This is a genomic window from Lactobacillus rizhaonensis (assembly GCF_036246345.1).
GTDB classification, from domain to species: domain Bacteria; phylum Bacillota; class Bacilli; order Lactobacillales; family Lactobacillaceae; genus Lactobacillus; species Lactobacillus rizhaonensis.
This window is the reverse complement of the sequence record NZ_BTTV01000001.1, coordinates 22,466-38,593: the sequence shown is the minus strand read 5'-3', so window position 1 is coordinate 38,593 and position 16,128 is coordinate 22,466. Positions and strand designations below refer to the sequence as shown.

General features: G+C 35.9%; 18 protein-coding genes. 5 read left to right on the top strand and 13 right to left on the bottom strand.

The annotated features are described in order from the left end of the window. Nucleotides 1-39 precede the first annotated feature (39 nt). Both AAA915_RS00180 and AAA915_RS00175 read left to right on the top strand, forming a co-directional pair. Nucleotides 40-654 carry a lysophospholipid acyltransferase family protein gene (locus tag AAA915_RS00180; RefSeq protein ID WP_294836198.1) on the top strand — a complete coding sequence of 205 codons (615 nt, stop codon included), beginning with the start codon at nt 40-42 and terminating at the stop codon, nt 652-654. A gap of 82 nt (nt 655-736) precedes the next feature. Beyond that, the gene (locus AAA915_RS00175; protein WP_338198790.1) at nt 737-1,912 is read left to right on the top strand and encodes a class I SAM-dependent methyltransferase; all 1,176 of its coding nucleotides are present in this window, start codon (nt 737-739) and stop codon (nt 1,910-1,912) included. Nucleotides 1,913-1,986: 74 nt separating this feature from the next. Here the strand turns inward: AAA915_RS00175 and AAA915_RS00170 are convergent, their stop codons facing one another. The 5 genes from AAA915_RS00170 to AAA915_RS00150 all read right to left on the bottom strand — a co-directional run bounded on the left by AAA915_RS00170 (nt 1,987) and on the right by AAA915_RS00150 (nt 7,807). Continuing rightward, nucleotides 1,987-3,387, bottom strand: a complete 1,401-nt coding sequence (locus tag AAA915_RS00170) for an FAD-binding oxidoreductase (RefSeq protein WP_338198788.1) — start codon at nt 3,385-3,387, stop codon at nt 1,987-1,989. Nucleotides 3,388-3,654: 267 nt separating this feature from the next. Further along, complete coding sequence (locus AAA915_RS00165) at nt 3,655-5,445, bottom strand: ABC transporter ATP-binding protein (protein WP_338198786.1); 1,791 nt, start codon at nt 5,443-5,445, stop codon at nt 3,655-3,657. Between the two features lies 1 nt (nt 5,446). Further along, nucleotides 5,447-7,201 carry an ABC transporter ATP-binding protein gene (locus AAA915_RS00160; protein ID WP_338198784.1) on the bottom strand — a complete coding sequence of 585 codons (1,755 nt, stop codon included), beginning with the start codon at nt 7,199-7,201 and terminating at the stop codon, nt 5,447-5,449. A 72-nt stretch (nt 7,202-7,273) separates the two neighbouring features. Further along, nucleotides 7,274-7,489: a YneF family protein gene (locus AAA915_RS00155; protein WP_294836193.1), complete on the bottom strand. Its 216-nt coding sequence runs from the start codon at nt 7,487-7,489 to the stop codon at nt 7,274-7,276. 69 nt (nt 7,490-7,558) lie between these two features. Further along, the gene (locus tag AAA915_RS00150; RefSeq protein WP_046325031.1) at nt 7,559-7,807 is read right to left on the bottom strand and encodes a DUF896 domain-containing protein; all 249 of its coding nucleotides are present in this window, start codon (nt 7,805-7,807) and stop codon (nt 7,559-7,561) included. Nucleotides 7,808-7,950: 143 nt separating this feature from the next. On the opposite strand from AAA915_RS00150, the gene lexA reads away from it, so the two are divergent. After that, nucleotides 7,951-8,574, top strand: a complete 624-nt coding sequence (gene lexA, locus AAA915_RS00145; RefSeq protein ID WP_294601897.1) for a transcriptional repressor LexA — start codon at nt 7,951-7,953, stop codon at nt 8,572-8,574. A 37-nt stretch (nt 8,575-8,611) separates the two neighbouring features. Here the strand turns inward: lexA and AAA915_RS00140 are convergent, their stop codons facing one another. Continuing rightward, on the bottom strand, nt 8,612-8,986 hold the full coding sequence (locus AAA915_RS00140) for a MerR family transcriptional regulator (protein ID WP_338198777.1): 375 nt from the start codon (nt 8,984-8,986) through the stop codon (nt 8,612-8,614). 61 nt (nt 8,987-9,047) lie between these two features. Here AAA915_RS00140 and AAA915_RS00135 point away from each other — a divergent pair, with 61 nt between their 5' ends. Then, entirely contained in the window at nt 9,048-9,350 is a 303-nt protein-coding gene (locus AAA915_RS00135) for a hypothetical protein (protein ID WP_338198775.1), read from the top strand. 221 nt (nt 9,351-9,571) lie between these two features. Here the strand turns inward: AAA915_RS00135 and AAA915_RS00130 are convergent, their stop codons facing one another. The 7 genes from AAA915_RS00130 to ylxM all read right to left on the bottom strand — a co-directional run bounded on the left by AAA915_RS00130 (nt 9,572) and on the right by ylxM (nt 14,330). Further along, nucleotides 9,572-10,339, bottom strand: a complete 768-nt coding sequence (locus AAA915_RS00130; protein ID WP_338199799.1) for a nucleoside phosphorylase — start codon at nt 10,337-10,339, stop codon at nt 9,572-9,574. A 97-nt stretch (nt 10,340-10,436) separates the two neighbouring features. Further along, nucleotides 10,437-10,784 carry a 50S ribosomal protein L19 gene (gene rplS / locus AAA915_RS00125; RefSeq protein WP_034981588.1) on the bottom strand — a complete coding sequence of 116 codons (348 nt, stop codon included), beginning with the start codon at nt 10,782-10,784 and terminating at the stop codon, nt 10,437-10,439. Between the two features lie 117 nt (nt 10,785-10,901). Continuing rightward, nucleotides 10,902-11,627 carry a tRNA (guanosine(37)-N1)-methyltransferase TrmD gene (gene trmD, locus AAA915_RS00120; protein ID WP_338198771.1) on the bottom strand — a complete coding sequence of 242 codons (726 nt, stop codon included), beginning with the start codon at nt 11,625-11,627 and terminating at the stop codon, nt 10,902-10,904. Next, nucleotides 11,617-12,132, bottom strand: coding sequence for a ribosome maturation factor RimM (gene rimM, locus AAA915_RS00115; protein ID WP_338198769.1), 516 nt, complete (start codon nt 12,130-12,132; stop codon nt 11,617-11,619). The genes trmD and rimM overlap by 11 nt, the downstream gene beginning before the upstream one ends. Before the next feature lie 64 nt (nt 12,133-12,196). Further along, on the bottom strand, nt 12,197-12,469 hold the full coding sequence (gene rpsP / locus AAA915_RS00110; protein WP_338198766.1) for a 30S ribosomal protein S16: 273 nt from the start codon (nt 12,467-12,469) through the stop codon (nt 12,197-12,199). A gap of 87 nt (nt 12,470-12,556) precedes the next feature. Beyond that, nucleotides 12,557-13,984, bottom strand: coding sequence for a signal recognition particle protein (gene ffh / locus AAA915_RS00105; protein ID WP_338198764.1), 1,428 nt, complete (start codon nt 13,982-13,984; stop codon nt 12,557-12,559). A 4-nt stretch (nt 13,985-13,988) separates the two neighbouring features. Further along, nucleotides 13,989-14,330 (bottom strand): YlxM family DNA-binding protein, encoded by a 342-nt coding sequence (gene ylxM, locus AAA915_RS00100; protein ID WP_338198762.1) that lies wholly within the window; start codon nt 14,328-14,330, stop codon nt 13,989-13,991. Nucleotides 14,331-14,694: 364 nt separating this feature from the next. On the opposite strand from ylxM, the gene AAA915_RS00095 reads away from it, so the two are divergent. Next, nucleotides 14,695-16,128: an APC family permease gene (locus AAA915_RS00095; RefSeq protein WP_338198760.1), complete on the top strand. Its 1,434-nt coding sequence runs from the start codon at nt 14,695-14,697 to the stop codon at nt 16,126-16,128.

Sequence of the window (16,128 nt, the reverse complement as noted above, 5' to 3'; positions counted from 1 at the left end):
CAGCTTTGTTATAATATTCTACATCAATTGGAGGAAATTATGTTTTATCATTTTATTCGTCCCGTAGCTCGCTTTATAGTTTGGCTATTAAACGGACATCTACACGTTAATCATAAAGAAAGAATTCCAGAAGGCAACTATATTTTAGCAGCACCGCACAGAACATGGTGGGAACCTATATTGTTTGCACTTGCCGCTAGTCCTAAAGAATTTATGTTTATGGCTAAGATAGAATTATTCAAAAATCCCATATTGCGCTTTATCTTAAAGCACGCTCATGCTTTTCCCGTCGATCGGAAACATCCTGGACCTTCAGCTTTAAAAACACCAATTAAGGGCTTGAAAAACGGAAACTTTTCTTTAATCATATTTCCATCGGGTACCAGACATTCAGCCGAAATGAAGGGTGGTACTATTGCCATTGCCAAGCTGTCAAATAAGCCTATAGTCCCCGTTGTTTATCAAGGGCCCCTGACATTTACCGGATTGTTAAAACGGCAACCTTTGGAAATTTGTTTTGGTGAACCATTTATGGTTGATCGTAAAACTAAGCTTACGCACGAAAATGAAGCACAAATAGATAATAAATTGAAAAAAGCCTGGGATAAAATTGATTATGAACAGAACCCAAATTTTCATTACCATCCTCAATAAAAAGATATAGCTTTACATAAATATTATTTTATTCCGGTGTTAGAATATTAGTGTAAAAATGTCAGACGGAGGATTTTGAAAATTGTTAGAAAAAACTTTTTATAGAACAATGTTAAGCAAGTCTTTCCCGTTCCCTGTTAAAGTGACCTACTGGGACGGTAAAAGCGAAATATATGGAAACGGCACCCCGAGTATTGAGATTATTTTTAACGAGAAAATCCCAACGAGCGCTATTTCTAAAAATGCTTCTTTAGCTCTTGGAGAAGCATACATGGATAAAAAAATTGAGATTAAAGGAAGTTTACAAAAATTAATATGCGGAGCTTATGAAAGTGCGGGAAGCTTTTTGCGTTCTAGTAAATTCCGTAAATTTTTGCCGAAAGAAAAGCATACTGAAGAACAAAGCGAAAAAGACGTTCAAAGTCATTATGATATAGGTAATGATTTTTACAAACTATGGCTCGACCCTACTTTAACTTATTCCTGTGCTTATTTTGAAAATGAAAATGATGACCTTGAAACTGCACAGTTGGCAAAAATACATCATATTTTAAATAAATTAAATCCGGAAAAAGGAAAAACTTTACTTGATATTGGTTGTGGTTGGGGGACACTTATGCTGTTAGCTGCAAAAGAATATGGGCTGAAAGTGACAGGTGTAACCCTGAGTGAAGAACAATATAAGTTAGTACAAAAGAAAATTTATGACCAAAACTTACAAGATGTTGCCGAGGTCAGGTTAGAGGACTATCGTGAATTAGGCAATCAACAGTGGGACTATGTAACTTCTGTCGGTATGTTTGAACACGTCGGTAAAGAAAACTTAGGGCAATACTTCGGAGATGTTGCGAAATACTTAAAAAAGGACGGAGTCGCTTTAATTCACGGCATAACGCGCCAGCAAGGTGGTGCTAAAAATGCTTGGCTCAATAAGTACATTTTCCCAGGTGGTTATATTCCTGGTTTAGCCGAAAATATTGACCATATTATTGAAAATGATATGCAAATTGCAGACATCGAAATGCTAAGAAGGCATTATCAAAAAACTTTGGAAATTTGGGATCGTAACTTCAACAGTAAACGAGATCAAATTCAAAAGAATATGGGCGAACGTTTTACCCGAATGTGGGATCTGTACTTACAGGCTTGCGCTGCTTCTTTTGAATCTGGAAATATTGATGTTGTGCAATATCTCATTACCAAAGGACCATCTGGTAAAAATTTGCCTATGACTAGGAAATATATGTTAAACAAGTAAAAATTATTACATACAAAAAAGCTGATAAAACAAAACTTATCAGCTTTTTTTATTGTTAAAAAACAGAAAAAATTTTAAGGCTCAAAAATTTTTCCTGGATTGATAACATAATTAGGGTCAAATAGCTTTTTAACTTTACGTAATAAATCAGTATATTCTTTGCCGTAAAAGTCTTCAAAGTAATTTGCTCTGGCATAACCAATTCCGTGTTCACCTGACATATTACCATCAAGAGATTTAGCAGTCTTATATAGTTCAGAAATAACCTTATCGCTAGTCTTGACATATTCTTCATCTGTCATATTGTCAGAGCAAAGATAGATATGCAGGTTACCATCACCAGCATGGCCAAAGTTTGGAATGCGAATATTTAGTTCCTGTTCAAGTTCTTCAATACGATCCAAAACTACAGGAATGTGATTTATTGGTACACAAACATCAATTTCATCCATTTTTGGAGTGGACTTTTGAATAGCTAAAAGCAATTCTTCACGACATTTCCATATTTTCTTCGCTTCTTCAGAATCAGCACCCAGGACAACAGCTTTTTCAGCTTTAAACGGCTTTACTACTTCTAAAGTTTCCTTCAGTTCCGCCTTCCACTCATCTTCAGTAAAGGCATCAATACCAATCATGATGAAGCCATCGCCTTGTTTAAGTGGAAATTCATCTTTAGCATATGATTCCCATAATTTAATTACTTTGCGTCCCATAAATTCAACTGTTGTGGGCACAACACCTGATCTTAGAATGGCTGGAACGGATTTAATTGCATCATTCAGAGTTGGAAATGGAATAATTGCATTTATTGACTTATGAGGTTTTGGATATAAACGAATTGTAACTTCTGTTATAACTCCAAGAGTACCTTCAGCACCGATAAATAAATCTTTCAGCGAATAACCTGACGATGATTTAACTGCTTTTGAGCCAAATTTATATAATTTGCCATTTGTCAAAACAGCTTTGATCTCACGAATATGCTCTCTCGTTACGCCATACTTAATAGCCTTAAGACCACCGGCATTTGTTGAAACATTGCCTCCTATTGTAGCCCAATGCATAGCAGGTGCTGGCATATATACAAATGGTTTATCAGCACAAAACTCATCCAAATCTTTCAGCCTAATCCCAGCTTGAACTGTCATTGTCAAGTTTTCAGGATCGTATTCTAAGATCTTATTCATCTTGATCATATCAAGTGAAATTCCGCCATCAACTGTTAAGTTAGCCCCCATTAAACCGGTTGAATTACCTCTTGGAACGATAGGTATTGAGTTGTCACTTGCATATTTAACAACATTCATAACTTCTTCATTAGTTGTTGGCTGAATTACCAAATCCGGCATTGCTTTTACAGTACGAAATTGGTCATGATCCCAGTGCTTTGTGGGTTTAGTAATAAATCTTTCTGGATCTGAGATAAATTTTCTTAAATTTTCCAAATCAGTTTCATTGATTTTATGATATTCCATTATAATTCCCTTCTTACTAAAAAGCATAGTATCCTATGCTTATAAATTAATTTACTCTATACTGCAAACGCTGTCAATAGTGTATATATTTATAACGTATATAAATATTTTATAAGTTAAAGGGCATTAAAAGTTTCAATTAATCTCCTATAATCCTAGAAAATAAAAGCTTTAAATTTGGTTTCTTTTATTAAAAATAGACACAATAAAACCTCCAAATTTAACTAATTTGGAGGTTTTATCAAAGCTTTTTATCGACTACCGTTTTTACTTTTGATTGTTCTGTAAAGTATACAAGTTATAATAATAACCCTTTTGTGAAAGGAGCTCTTCGTGATTGCCTCTTTCAACGATTTTGCCATCATTTAATACAATAATCTGATCTGCATCCACAATAGTTGAAAGTCTGTGCGCAATAGCAAGAGTGGTACGACCCTTACGAAGCCGTTTTAATCCCTGTTGAATAAGCGTTTCGGTTTCAGTATCAACATTTGCTGTAGCTTCATCTAAAACTAAAATTTTGGGGTCAGTAACTAATGTACGAGCAAATGAAATAAGTTGTCTTTGTCCTTGGCTAAACTCACTTCCTCCTTCACCTACTTTTGCATGGTATTTACCAGGAAGATTTTCAATAAAGCCGTCCGCTTGGACAGTTTCAGCAGCCTTTTTTATTTGTTCATCCGTAATATCCTTATTATAAAGACGGATATTAGAGTTTATATCCCCATAAAACATGAATGGTTCTTGCAACACTAGCCCCAGCTTTTTACGTAATTCTGCTTTAGGGTACTTTTTGATATCTACACCGTCAATTAGGACTTCACCCTGATAGAATTCATAAAATCGCATCATCACATTTATAATTGAACTTTTACCGGAGCCAGTATGACCTACAATGCCGAGAGTTTCTCCTGGATTAACTGTAAAAGAAATATCATGCAAAATTTCGTTTTTGCCATCATAAGAAAAGCTGACATGCTTAAACTCAATTTTTCCTTGATTTATTGTCAATCCATCTTCAGCATTTTGTTTAGGTTCATAGTCAGTATTATCTAAAATACGGAAAATTCTTTTTCCCGCAACAATACCATCCTGGAAGAAAGTCATTTGATCCATCATATTAGCGATTGGATTGAAAAACTGTGAGATGTACTGTGAAAATGCATAAACCACACCAGCTGGTACAAAAGTTTCCCTTAATGGAAACCCAAAATACATTAAAGTTAAAGCTAGAGCAAGAGAATACAATAAACTAGTCAAAGGCGAAAGTAAAAGAGAATTAAGATTAATCATATTGAATCTGGTTTTCATTAAAGCTGTATTTTCATCTTCAAAATGATTAGTCATACGTTTTTCTTGCTTAAACTGCTGGATTAACGAAACCCCCTCGATTGATTCATTCAAATTGGTATTAATACGACTCAGTCGCTCACGATAACTGCGATAAAGTTTGGAACTTCTTTTAGAATATTGCCATATAATTACCAAAAGTAAAGGCAGAAAAGCCAATACTATTAGCCCAGCCGTCACATTTGTAGAAAACATTGCCACCATGGCCGAAATAATTGAGAAAAATGACATTACCACACTGGATAAAACGGTAAGAAAGTTACTCAATGTCATAGTATCATTAGTTACTCTTGAAACTATCGATCCAGCCGGTGTTTGATCAAAGTAGCGCATACCCAGAGTATGTAATTTTTGATATAATTCTGCCCGCAAGCCTTCAAGGGATTTTTCAGAACCTAATGCAAAGAAATACTCATAAGTGAATTGCAAAATTCCTTTGACAACTGAACCAAAAGCATAGAGAAAACCAGCAAATAATATTATTTGAGTAGTTACATCAGCTTTTACCAAAAAGTTATCTAAAAAATACTGTAAACCATAAGGCAAGAGAACATTAATAATACTTACTAAAAGCGCTCCAACTCCAGCAATAATCATTTCGTTCTTAAAATGCATTACGAAACGCAAAAGGCGTTTAAAAATACTGAGCTGTTCTTTTACCGGTATTTCTTGAGACCAAACTGATTGAAATGAGTTTTCATCATCCATCTTATTCACCCACCTTGTCTTCTAATTCCTGTCTTTGCCACATATCAGCGTACCAGCCATTAAGTTTGAGTAACTGATCGTGAGTACCCCTTTCAACAATGCGACCGTCTTTTAATACTAAAATTAAATCGGCATTCATCACAGAGGTAAGTCTGTGCGTCGCAATCAAAGTTGTCTTGCCTTTTCTTTCTTTCTTTAAGGAATGCAAAATGGCCATTTCTGTTCTGGCATCAACAGCAGATAAAGCATCATCCAAAACTAATATCTGACTGTGCTTAAGTAACGCTCTAGCAATTGACATCCTTTGCTTTTGACCACCAGAAAGTGAAACACCATTTTCACCAACTAAGGTATTGTAGCCTCCAGGCATTTCTAAAATATCATTGTGTAAATCACTCTTTTTTGCAGCAGTAATAATTGCATTCTTATCACTGTCTGCATTTGAAAATGCAATGTTCTTTTGAATGCTAGTAGAAAATAAGTAATTATCCTGTGGTACATAAGAAATTTGCCGCAATAAAACATTTAGTGGAATTTCTCTAATATCATACCCATTTAGAGTTATATGACCATCATACTTATCAAATTCTCTCAGCAAAAGTTGAATTATAGTTGTCTTGCCCGCTCCAACTTTACCAACAAGTCCCAGAGTCTGTCCCGTTTTTAGAGTAAAATTAATATTATTCAGCACTTGGACATTTGGTTCATCCGGATATGCGAAAAATTTAACATGATAATCAAGATCTCCTGCTATATCCTTAGCCGAAATCTTTTGATCTGCATATTTATCAGTAATTTCTGATTTTTCTTCAAGTAACTTTTCTATACGGTCGTAACTGGCACTCCCACGCTCTAAGATGTTAAAAAGATAGCCAATCGCAAACATTGGCCAAACCATATTGCCAATATATGCAATAAAAGAAACCAGTTGACCAATAGTAAGAGCTTTATTAAAAACTAATAGACCACCATAAATAATGGTAATAGTATAGGTTAAACCAATAAGCAATGTCCCCAAGGGATCAAATAATGAATCCCATTTGAAAACTTGTTTATTAATTTTAATGGTGTCTTCAACCATCTGGTCAAAAGCTGCAGTATCTTCTTTACCCTGACCAAATGTTTTTAAAACTTTGATACCTGAAACCGATTCTTGAGTTTTATTATTCAGCTTTGAAAAAGCTGCCTGGGATTTGTCAAATGCATCGTGGAGTCTGTCACCTAATTTCCAAGCTCCCCAAGCTAGAAATGGTAATGGCAAAAGGGCAACAATCGTTAGGCGCCAATCAACAAATGCAATCATAGCAACCATAGTCGATACACTCATGATAAGAGAATCCACCAAAGTTAAAACGCCTTCACCAGCAACTTCCTGGACAGCTGAAACATCATTTGTTGCATGAGCCATCAGGTCGCCGGTTCTGTGACGTTGATAAAAAGTACGATCCATTGCCATAAAGTGATCAAATAATTTCGATCTCAATTGTAATTCAAGTTCAGCAGCTCCACCCCATATTTGTCTACGCCAAAAATAGCGAAAACCATATAGCAAAAGGGCTGACAAAATAATAGCTAAAATTAACAGACCATATTTTTGCCAGCTAATGTGACCCTTATCCAATTGATCTGCCATTAAGCCTAATATTCTTGGTGGTACTAAATTTACAACAGATGTAAGTGCTAAAAATGTAATACCGATGAGGTAACGCTTTTTTTCTTTTTTAAAAAACCAACCTAATTTAAAAAATATTCCCATTATTCACCTTAAAATTCAGTAAAAAAGCGGAGAAATTATTCTCCGCCGCACTAATTCAATCTAGTAAAATTGTTATTTTTGGTGCTTCATCATGTTCATCACTTGGTTGACCTTCTTAGCCGAAGGCTTTTGGCCCATTTGAGACATCATAGCAACAATCATATCTTCACTGATTGGCGGATTATCTTTAAAATACTTTTTCATATATGACCTAGCACCATAGAAGCCACCTACAAGGCCCAATAATAGTGCAATCACAATCAGAAAAATCGCTAATCCAAAATTCATAAAAATATCACCTCAATTTGTCCAATAGTTATATCTTACCTAATAATTAAGGAAAATTAAAGATCAAAGTTAATCTTTTCTTAAACCTTTTTTTCTTTGAGCCCGTTTTGCTTTCTCAGACGTAATTTCCTTACCATTCTTGTCAATTATGACTAAATTTTCAACATCTTGCTTGAAGCCAGCTCTGAAATTTTTGATAAATTCCTGGTGTAATTCCTTACGCTCTTTCTCTTCAGCTTCAGTTAAGCCTACGGATTTCTTTTTGTGATAAAGCTCATTAATACGATTTATTAATTTTTTTTCGGGATCTTCACTCATATTTGCACCTCTCAATTAAAAAATTCTACCTTATTTTAACAATGAAAAAAAGTATAAAATTCTTAGAACATTTGTTTGTATTATACGAAATGTTTTGCTAAAATTAAACATATAAGAAAACGTTTATAATACTGGAGATAATTATGACAACTAAACAAAATAATAAGCAGTTGCAAATTCTACGCTATATATATGAAACAGTTGAGGACAGAGGCTTTCCTCCTACTGTCCGCGAAATTTGTCATGCTGTAGATTTATCTTCAACTTCAACTGTACATGGCCATTTATCCAGGTTAGAAAATAAGGGTCTACTGATCAAGGATGCCACCAAACCAAGAGCGCTGGAAATAACTGATGAAGGTAAAAAAGCAATTGGTGTCCAGCCGAAAGAAATTCCCGTAGTTGGTGATGTCACAGCAGGTCAACCGATTTTGGCTGTTGAAGATATAGAAGATTATTTCCCTTTACCTCCAGATCTGGCAAACGATGCCGGAGATCTTTTCATGCTGAGAGTTCATGGTGAAAGTATGATAAACGCTGGTATCTTAAACGGCGATAATGTCATTGTCCGTAAGCAGTCTTCAGCAATCAACGGAGAAATTGTAGTGGCTATGACTGATGAAAATGAAGCCACAGTCAAACGATTTTACAAAGAAAAAGATCACTATCGCCTGCAACCGGAAAATGATACTATGGCACCTATTATTTTGTCAAGTGTTCACATTTTAGGCAAAGTGGTAGGACTGTATCGTAACACTATTATTTAACAACATGACTTTATAGCATTATTGGGGTTAGTAAAAATCATTTTTTACGAGTTTCAATAGTGCTTTTTTTCTGCAAAATTTCTCCTACTTCTTCCAGCACTTTTTTCTGCATTTTTAATTTATTAATTTTTACAGATATAACAGCGATTTTCTCCTTAATTAATTTTAAGTTTTGTTTACGCTGCTTTTCAGTACTACACGATTCATCGTGTAGTTTTTTTATGTCTTTTATTTCTTGAAGCGAAAAACCTAAGTCTTGAAACTCTTTAATTGCTTCAAAAGTATCAGTTTCGTTTTCAGTAAACCAATAGTTTCTTCCCTTACGACCAGGATTTAGTAATTTTAAATAGATATAATGTCTAACTGTATCAGGTGTAGTATTTTCCTTTTGAATAAATTCTTTCAAATACATAATTATTTCCTTGACGTTGGGTCGACCCCAGATGGTTAAAATATAGCAGGAGGCATTAACGATGATATATCTTACTATGTTTTTAACTATTATATATGGAGTAATCATGATTAGCGCAAATCTTTTGTCTTATCATAGCTTGCCGGTCTGGTTAATTACCATTAATACTTTTTTTGGTTTATGTTTAATCATAAGTTGTGTTTTTAAAAAGCCAATTTTGACTGCTATCGTTTTGCTAGGGCTTTTACTATATTCCTTAGCCAATGGCTTTTTTCTTCACGGTGACGTTAAATGGCTTCATTGGCTAACTAGACTCACCTTGACTGTCATTTTAATTGGGTTGAATTTTAAATATTTTGGGTGACCAAAGTATAAATTTGCCGCTATATGTCAAATGTAACCGTTCAAAACACTTTAATAAAAGCACAGAATCGACTTTCCACAAGTATTGCTTAAACCGAATTCACAATGATTTTTTAATAAATATAGCTGAAAATGCTGTACTTTCAAGATTTATAATCTTTATTTGTGAAAAATAAGTGCGTTTCACTTAGGTTCCACGGCAATCTTTTTTCACAAAGTTTGTTAAATTAACCTAATGATATTTGCTGCCAAATTGATAGCAGTCTCATGAGCATCCCTGCCCCAGCCTCTGTCATCATGCTTTTCTATGTCTTTAAGAGAATCTGCCGTAAATAATATTTGTGCAAAATCTGCCTCTCTAAATTGTGCACACGCAGCCATTGCTGCACATTCCATCTCTACACAAGAGGCTCCCAACTCTTTAGCCTGCTTTACTTTCTTGACAGTTTCCCTAAAGAAGCCATCAGTTGTCCAGGTAGTTACTTCCTCAACCTTAAGACCTTCTTCTTTCAGCAATTTTTTGGTCTTAGTTAAAAACTCTGACTTTAAGTCAATATACGTTCCTGGTTTCATATAATGAAAGGATGTGCCCTCGTCTCTAATAGCTTTTATAGGCACTAGAAAATAGTTCTCTGGTAAATCAACTAAGCAGCCTGCTGATCCGATTGCTAAAATTTGTTTAACACCATAGCTTATTAACCAATCTAATAGCTCTACAGCAGCTGCAGCACCTATCTTTGCCTGACAAAAAGTAATTTTTTGTCCGTCTAAATCAACCTCATAAATTGGAGTTTCTCCTTCAAAGCAGTCAAAGCAACCCAACTTTTTATGAGGATAACGAGCCAAAAAAGCACTGATCACAGCAGGAGTTAAAAATGCAAACAGCAACTTAGGCTGAAAATGAAAGTTATTAATTTCTTGTTCGTGATCTGGTTCTAAAACAGCCCTCGGATCAGTATCAAAATTTAACAAAAATGGTTCTTTCATAATTCTCCTCCTCAATAAAAATATATTGCTAAAGATTTTAACATAAACAAAAAAGAGAATCATCCCTTTTGGAAATGATTCTCTTTCACTTAAGCGTGAATTAACGACGCTTTTCTGCAATTCTAGCAGACTTGCCGTGACGATCACGTAAGTAGTAAAGTTTAGCACGACGTACACGACCATGACGCAATACTTCAACTTTAGCAACACGGGGATCGTTTACAGGAAAAGTACGTTCTACACCGACACCAGATGCCATTTTACGCACTGTGTAACTGGCACCAATGCCAGTGCCCTTACGCTTGATAACTACGCCTTCAAACATCTGAATACGTTCATGCGAACCTTCGACAACACGCACATGAACACGAACAGTGTCCCCTGCACGGAAGTCAGGTATATCATCACGTAATTGTTCTTTAGTTAATTCTTGAATTAATGGATCCATTTTTATTTTCTCCTTCTGCGGCATTCATTAGCGTTCTCTACGTCAGCGGAATACCCCTAACTATTAGTGCAAAATAAATTTACACCTCAATCATACTAGCAAAAATACCAGGTAAAATCAAGTTTGATCTTCTTCTTGTTTTATTTCTGCCAGCATTTTTTCTTCTTCTGCACTTAAAGCATGTTGCTCAAGTAAATCTGGTCTGCGTAAATAAGTTGCCCGCAATGCTTCTTTATGACGCCACTGCGCAATTTTTTGGTGATTGCCTGAGGTTAAAACCGCAGGCACTTTCATTCCTTGAAAATTCTCCGGTCTAGTGTATTGGGGATATTCTAGTAACCCATGAGCAAAGCTTTCCTCTATTGGTGAAGAATCATTACCTAAAATTCCGGGAATTAACCTGACTGTAGCGTCTATCATACTCATTGTTGGCAGTTCACCACCTGTCAAAACATAATCACCGATTGAAACAATTTCATCAGCCAAATCATAAACTCGTTGATCAAAACCCTCATAATGACCGCAAATAAATGTCAGGTTTTCTGCTTGAGACCAATCCTGCGCCATTTTTTGATTAAAAGTTTTACCCTGCGGCGCGGTAATGATTACTTTACCTTTATTCTTAATTGAGTCGAGTGCTTTTTTGATCGGCATAATTTGCAAAACCATGCCAGCACCCCCACCATAAGGACTGTCATCAACGTGATGGTGAATATCAGTAGTAAAATCACGAAAATTGACTAAATTGAGCTGCCATTTGCTATCATCTAGCCCACGCCCAAGCATCGAAGTCGTGAGCGGGGTAAACATGTCAGGAAAAAGCGTCAATACATTAATCTTCATTGCGTAATCCTTCCAAAAGTTCTACAAATATCTTTTTATGTGCAATATCTATTTTCTTAACTACTTCATCAATATAGGGGATTAAATATTCATTACCATTTTGTTCGGTAACTTCCCAGACATCGTTTGCACCGGGAGTCTCAATACCAGTTATTTTACCTAAATCATTGCCGGACTGATTATCTATGATTGCACAACCCAAAATATCGCGGTAATAATATGAGCCATCAGGCAGGTCATGTTGATTTTGCTTGCTGACAACTAGCGTTTTTCCTAGCAATTTTTCAGCGCTATCAATATCAGTTATTTCATTAAATTGCACTAGCCAAAATTGCTTAAAAGGTCTACCGCATTTAACAGTTAATTTGGTTTGCGGATTATCCTTTAAAGCTAGTTCTTGGTTTGAGGCAAAGCGTTCTTCAGGAAAATCAGTAATCAGAGCAACTTTTACCTCTCCTTTTAGTCCATGGGTAGACAATATACGCGCAACATCATAAAATTGCATAGTTTCTCCTACTCAAAGAAAAAAGCTTGAAGCAGTTGACTTCAAACTTTTAATAAACGATTCACTATTTATCGAACTTTGAATCATGCAGCTTCTTCATTAAGCCTGCACCTGAAAGTAGTGAACGTACAGTATCTGAAGGTTGTGCACCCTTCTTTAGCCATTCAAAAATTTTATCTTCGTCTAATTTCAATTCCTTAGGAACAGAAACTGGATTATAGTAGCCAACTTCTTCAATAAAACGACCATCACGTGGCATTCTGGAATCAGCTACAACAATTCTGTAAAATGGTTTTCTCTTGGCACCCATACGGCGCATACGAATTTTTACTGACATAAAATTATTTCCTCCTAAAAGTTACGTTAAATAATATAGCACGTATTTTTAAAGGTGTAAAGTGTTTTTACTTAACAGGTGCTTTTTTTATGAATGATACCTCTTGACCTTCATCCGTTTTTTCTTATTCTTCTTAAATTTCTTCCCCATGTGACGCATAGCCATTCGTCCCATTGGTGAATTCATTCCGGGCAAATTATCCATTCCCTTAAAATTACCTTTGGTAATTTTACTCATCATATCCCTAGCTTGTTTAAATTGCTTAATCATTCTGTTGACTTCAACAATTGGCCGACCGGAACCAGCTGCGATTCTCCTTCTGCGACTTGGATTGAGCAATTCGGGATTTTCTCGTTCTTCTTTAGTCATAGATGAGATGATCGCTTTTATGTAGACAATTTGTTTTTTATCAAAATTAACATTTTTAAGCTGGGGATTGTTAGCCATTCCGGGAATCATCTTCATCAATTGATCAAGAGGACCCATTTTCTCAACTTGTTCAATCTGATCGACAAAATCGTTGAAATCGAAGGTATTTTCCTTCATCTTTTCAGCAACTTCTTCAGCCTTTTTAGCATCATAATCCTGCTGGGCTTTTTCAATTAAAGTCAGCATGTCGCCCATGCCCAAGATTCTTGATGCCATCCGGTCAGGATAAAACGGCTCTAAGTCAGTTAATTTTTCACCCTGTCCGGTATAGATAATCGGTTTACCAGTTACAGCTCTGATTGACAGTGCAGCACCACCACGAGTATCACCGTCAAGTTTGGTTAAAATCACTCCCGTAATATCCAAGCGACTGTCAAAGCCTTTGGCAACATCTGTTGCAGCTTGACCAGTCATGGCATCTACTACCAGCAAGATGTTGTCTGGCTGAGCAACGTTTTTGACTCGTTCAAGTTCTGCCATTAATGGTTCATCAATTTCCAAACGACCAGCCGTATCAATGATGACATAGTCATTTTTATTTTTATCAGCTTGGTTTAACCCATTTTGGACAATTTGAGCAACGTCTTTTTCATTTCTTTCACTATAAACAGGAACGTTTAATTGATCACCAATTTGCTCAAGCTGGTCAATGGCAGCTGGACGATAAATATCACCAGCAATTAATAAAGGTCGCGCTTTTTCTTTTTGCATTAATCTGCTAGCCAACTTGCCCACTGTGGTAGTTTTACCGGTACCTTGCAATCCTACCATCATAATAATAGTAGGAATGTGCTTAGACTTGTTTAAGGTTATGGCACTTTCCCCCATCATCTTGGTTAATTCGTCATTAACGATTTTAATAACCTGCTGACCGGGATTAAGGCTTTCCTGAACCTCTTTACCCAAGGCTTCTTGTTTAATCTTTTTGATAAAATCTTTAACAACCTTAAAGTTGACGTCAGCCTCAAGTAAGGCCAGTCTGATTTCTCGACTAGCGCTGTTGATATCTTCTTCAGATATTTTCCCTTTACCGGTTAAATTTTTTAAAGCTTTTTGAATTCTCTCACTTAAATTTTCAAATGCCATAGAATTATTCTCCCCTCAGTTGGTTTAATAAACCAGTAGTTATTTGCAAAGCCAGGTCTGACTTGTCTTTCCGAAGTGCAGTCGTAACTTTAAGCAATTTGTCTTCTATCATGTTGTAATCTTTTTGCATGTGCAATTTATCTTCGTATTTTTTAAGCAGGCGCCGGCAACGACGCAAATTGTCGTATACGGCTTGACGAGAAACTTGATGGTTTATAGCTATTTCTCCTAAAGATAAGTCATTATAATAATAATCTTCAAAATAATCTTGTTGACTCTTGGTTAAAAGACTACCATAGTATGCGTATAGATCGCCTAGCATTTCATTTTTTTCAAGTTCGTCCATTACTCTCACCTTGAACCAGTATAGCAAAAATGTCAGAAGTTGACGATCTTGAAAGCCGAAATTTAAGTAAATGAAAAATATAAATTCTTGCTTTCTGAAATGTAAATCTGTATCATTATTTTTAATTTGGTTTTGGGGATACCTATGTCAATTTTGAATAAATTATCCCTTAAAATTCTAAAAACGGTACATATTATTATATAATTTCGTACCGTTTTTTATTTGGAATCTCTGCCAAAATATCTAAATGAGGTTAGTTAGTAACAACTGTTTGACCCGTTTGCATTTAAATATTAGCAAGTGCTTTTAAAAACGCAGTGTATTTTCAAACAAATTATAAACTAAAGTTAAGGGGTAGTTTAATGTGAATTTATGGCAATTAATGAATCGCAAAGAAGATCCAGGCATTTATCAAGAAAAAGACGGTCATTTAGTTAGAACGCTCAAGGTTCGTGACTTCCTGGCACTTGGTGTGGGCACAATTGTTTCTACTTCAATTTTTACCTTGCCTGGAGAGGTTGCGGCTTTACACACCGGTCCAGCCGTCGCCATATCATGTGTGATAGCATCTGTTGTCGCTGGTCTGGTAGCGTTTGCTTATGCAGAAATGGCTGCTGCTATGCCTTTTGCAGGCTCTGTTTACTCATGGATTAATGTTATTTTCGGTGAATTTTGGGGCTGGTTTTCAGGCTGGGCTTTACTAGCAGAGTATTTGATAGGAATGGCTTTTATCAGCTCAGGTTTGTCAGCCAATTTGCGTGCACTAATTGCTCCACTCGGCTGGAAACTACCTGCTAGCTTAGCTAATCCATTAGGTGTCAATGGCGGTTTATTAGATTTAGTCGCTCTATTAGCTATTTTATTAGCAGCCTTTCTAGTTAGTTTTGGCGTTTCTAAAGCCTCTAGAGTTGAAAATATTCTAGTAGTTGTCAAAGTGCTTGCTATTTTACTTTTTGTCGTTGTTGGCTTAACAGTTATCAAAAAAGCTAATTTTATTCCTTTCATACCTCATTATCGTGCTACAAGTCACGGCCCTTTTGGAGGTTGGCAAGGAATCTATGCCGGAGTTTCAATGATTTATATCTCCTTTTTAGGCTTTGATACAATCGCTTCAAACTCGGCTGAAGCTGTTAATCCCCAAAAGACTATGCCGCGTGGAATTATCGGCTCATTATTAATTGCAGTGGTGCTTTTTGTTGCCGTGAGCCTGGTTTTAGTGGGAATGGTTCCTTACCAGCAATATTTAAATTCTGCTGAACCAGTCGGATATGCCTTGAGAACAGCTGGTTTTACTCACATAGCCACTATTGTACAGTCTGTTGCTATTTTAGGAATGTTTACGGCTTTGATAGGCTTATGTATGGCAAGTTCTCGCTTGGTATATTCATTTGGCCGTGATGGTATGATTCCTAATAAACTGGGTAAATTAAATAATAATCACCGTCCCGCAAACTCATTATGGACTGTGGCAATAATTGCGATTATTATTTCAGCTTTTATTCCCTTTTCATTTTTAACACAATTAGTTTCTGCCGGTACTTTGATAGCTTTCATGTTTGTTTCAATCGGTATTTACCGTTTGAGACCACGTGAAGGAAGAGATATTGCCGATCCGGCTTTTAAAATGCCCTGGTACCCAGTTCTGCCTTTCTTAGCTTTCCTTGGCTCTTTTGCTGTTTTTTGGGGATTAGATCTGCAAGCAAAGAAATACATGTTAATCTGGTCACTAATGGGGATTGTCATTTATTTTGTTTATGGTATTCGTCATTCAGCCATGAATAAAAGCAACAAAAATTGA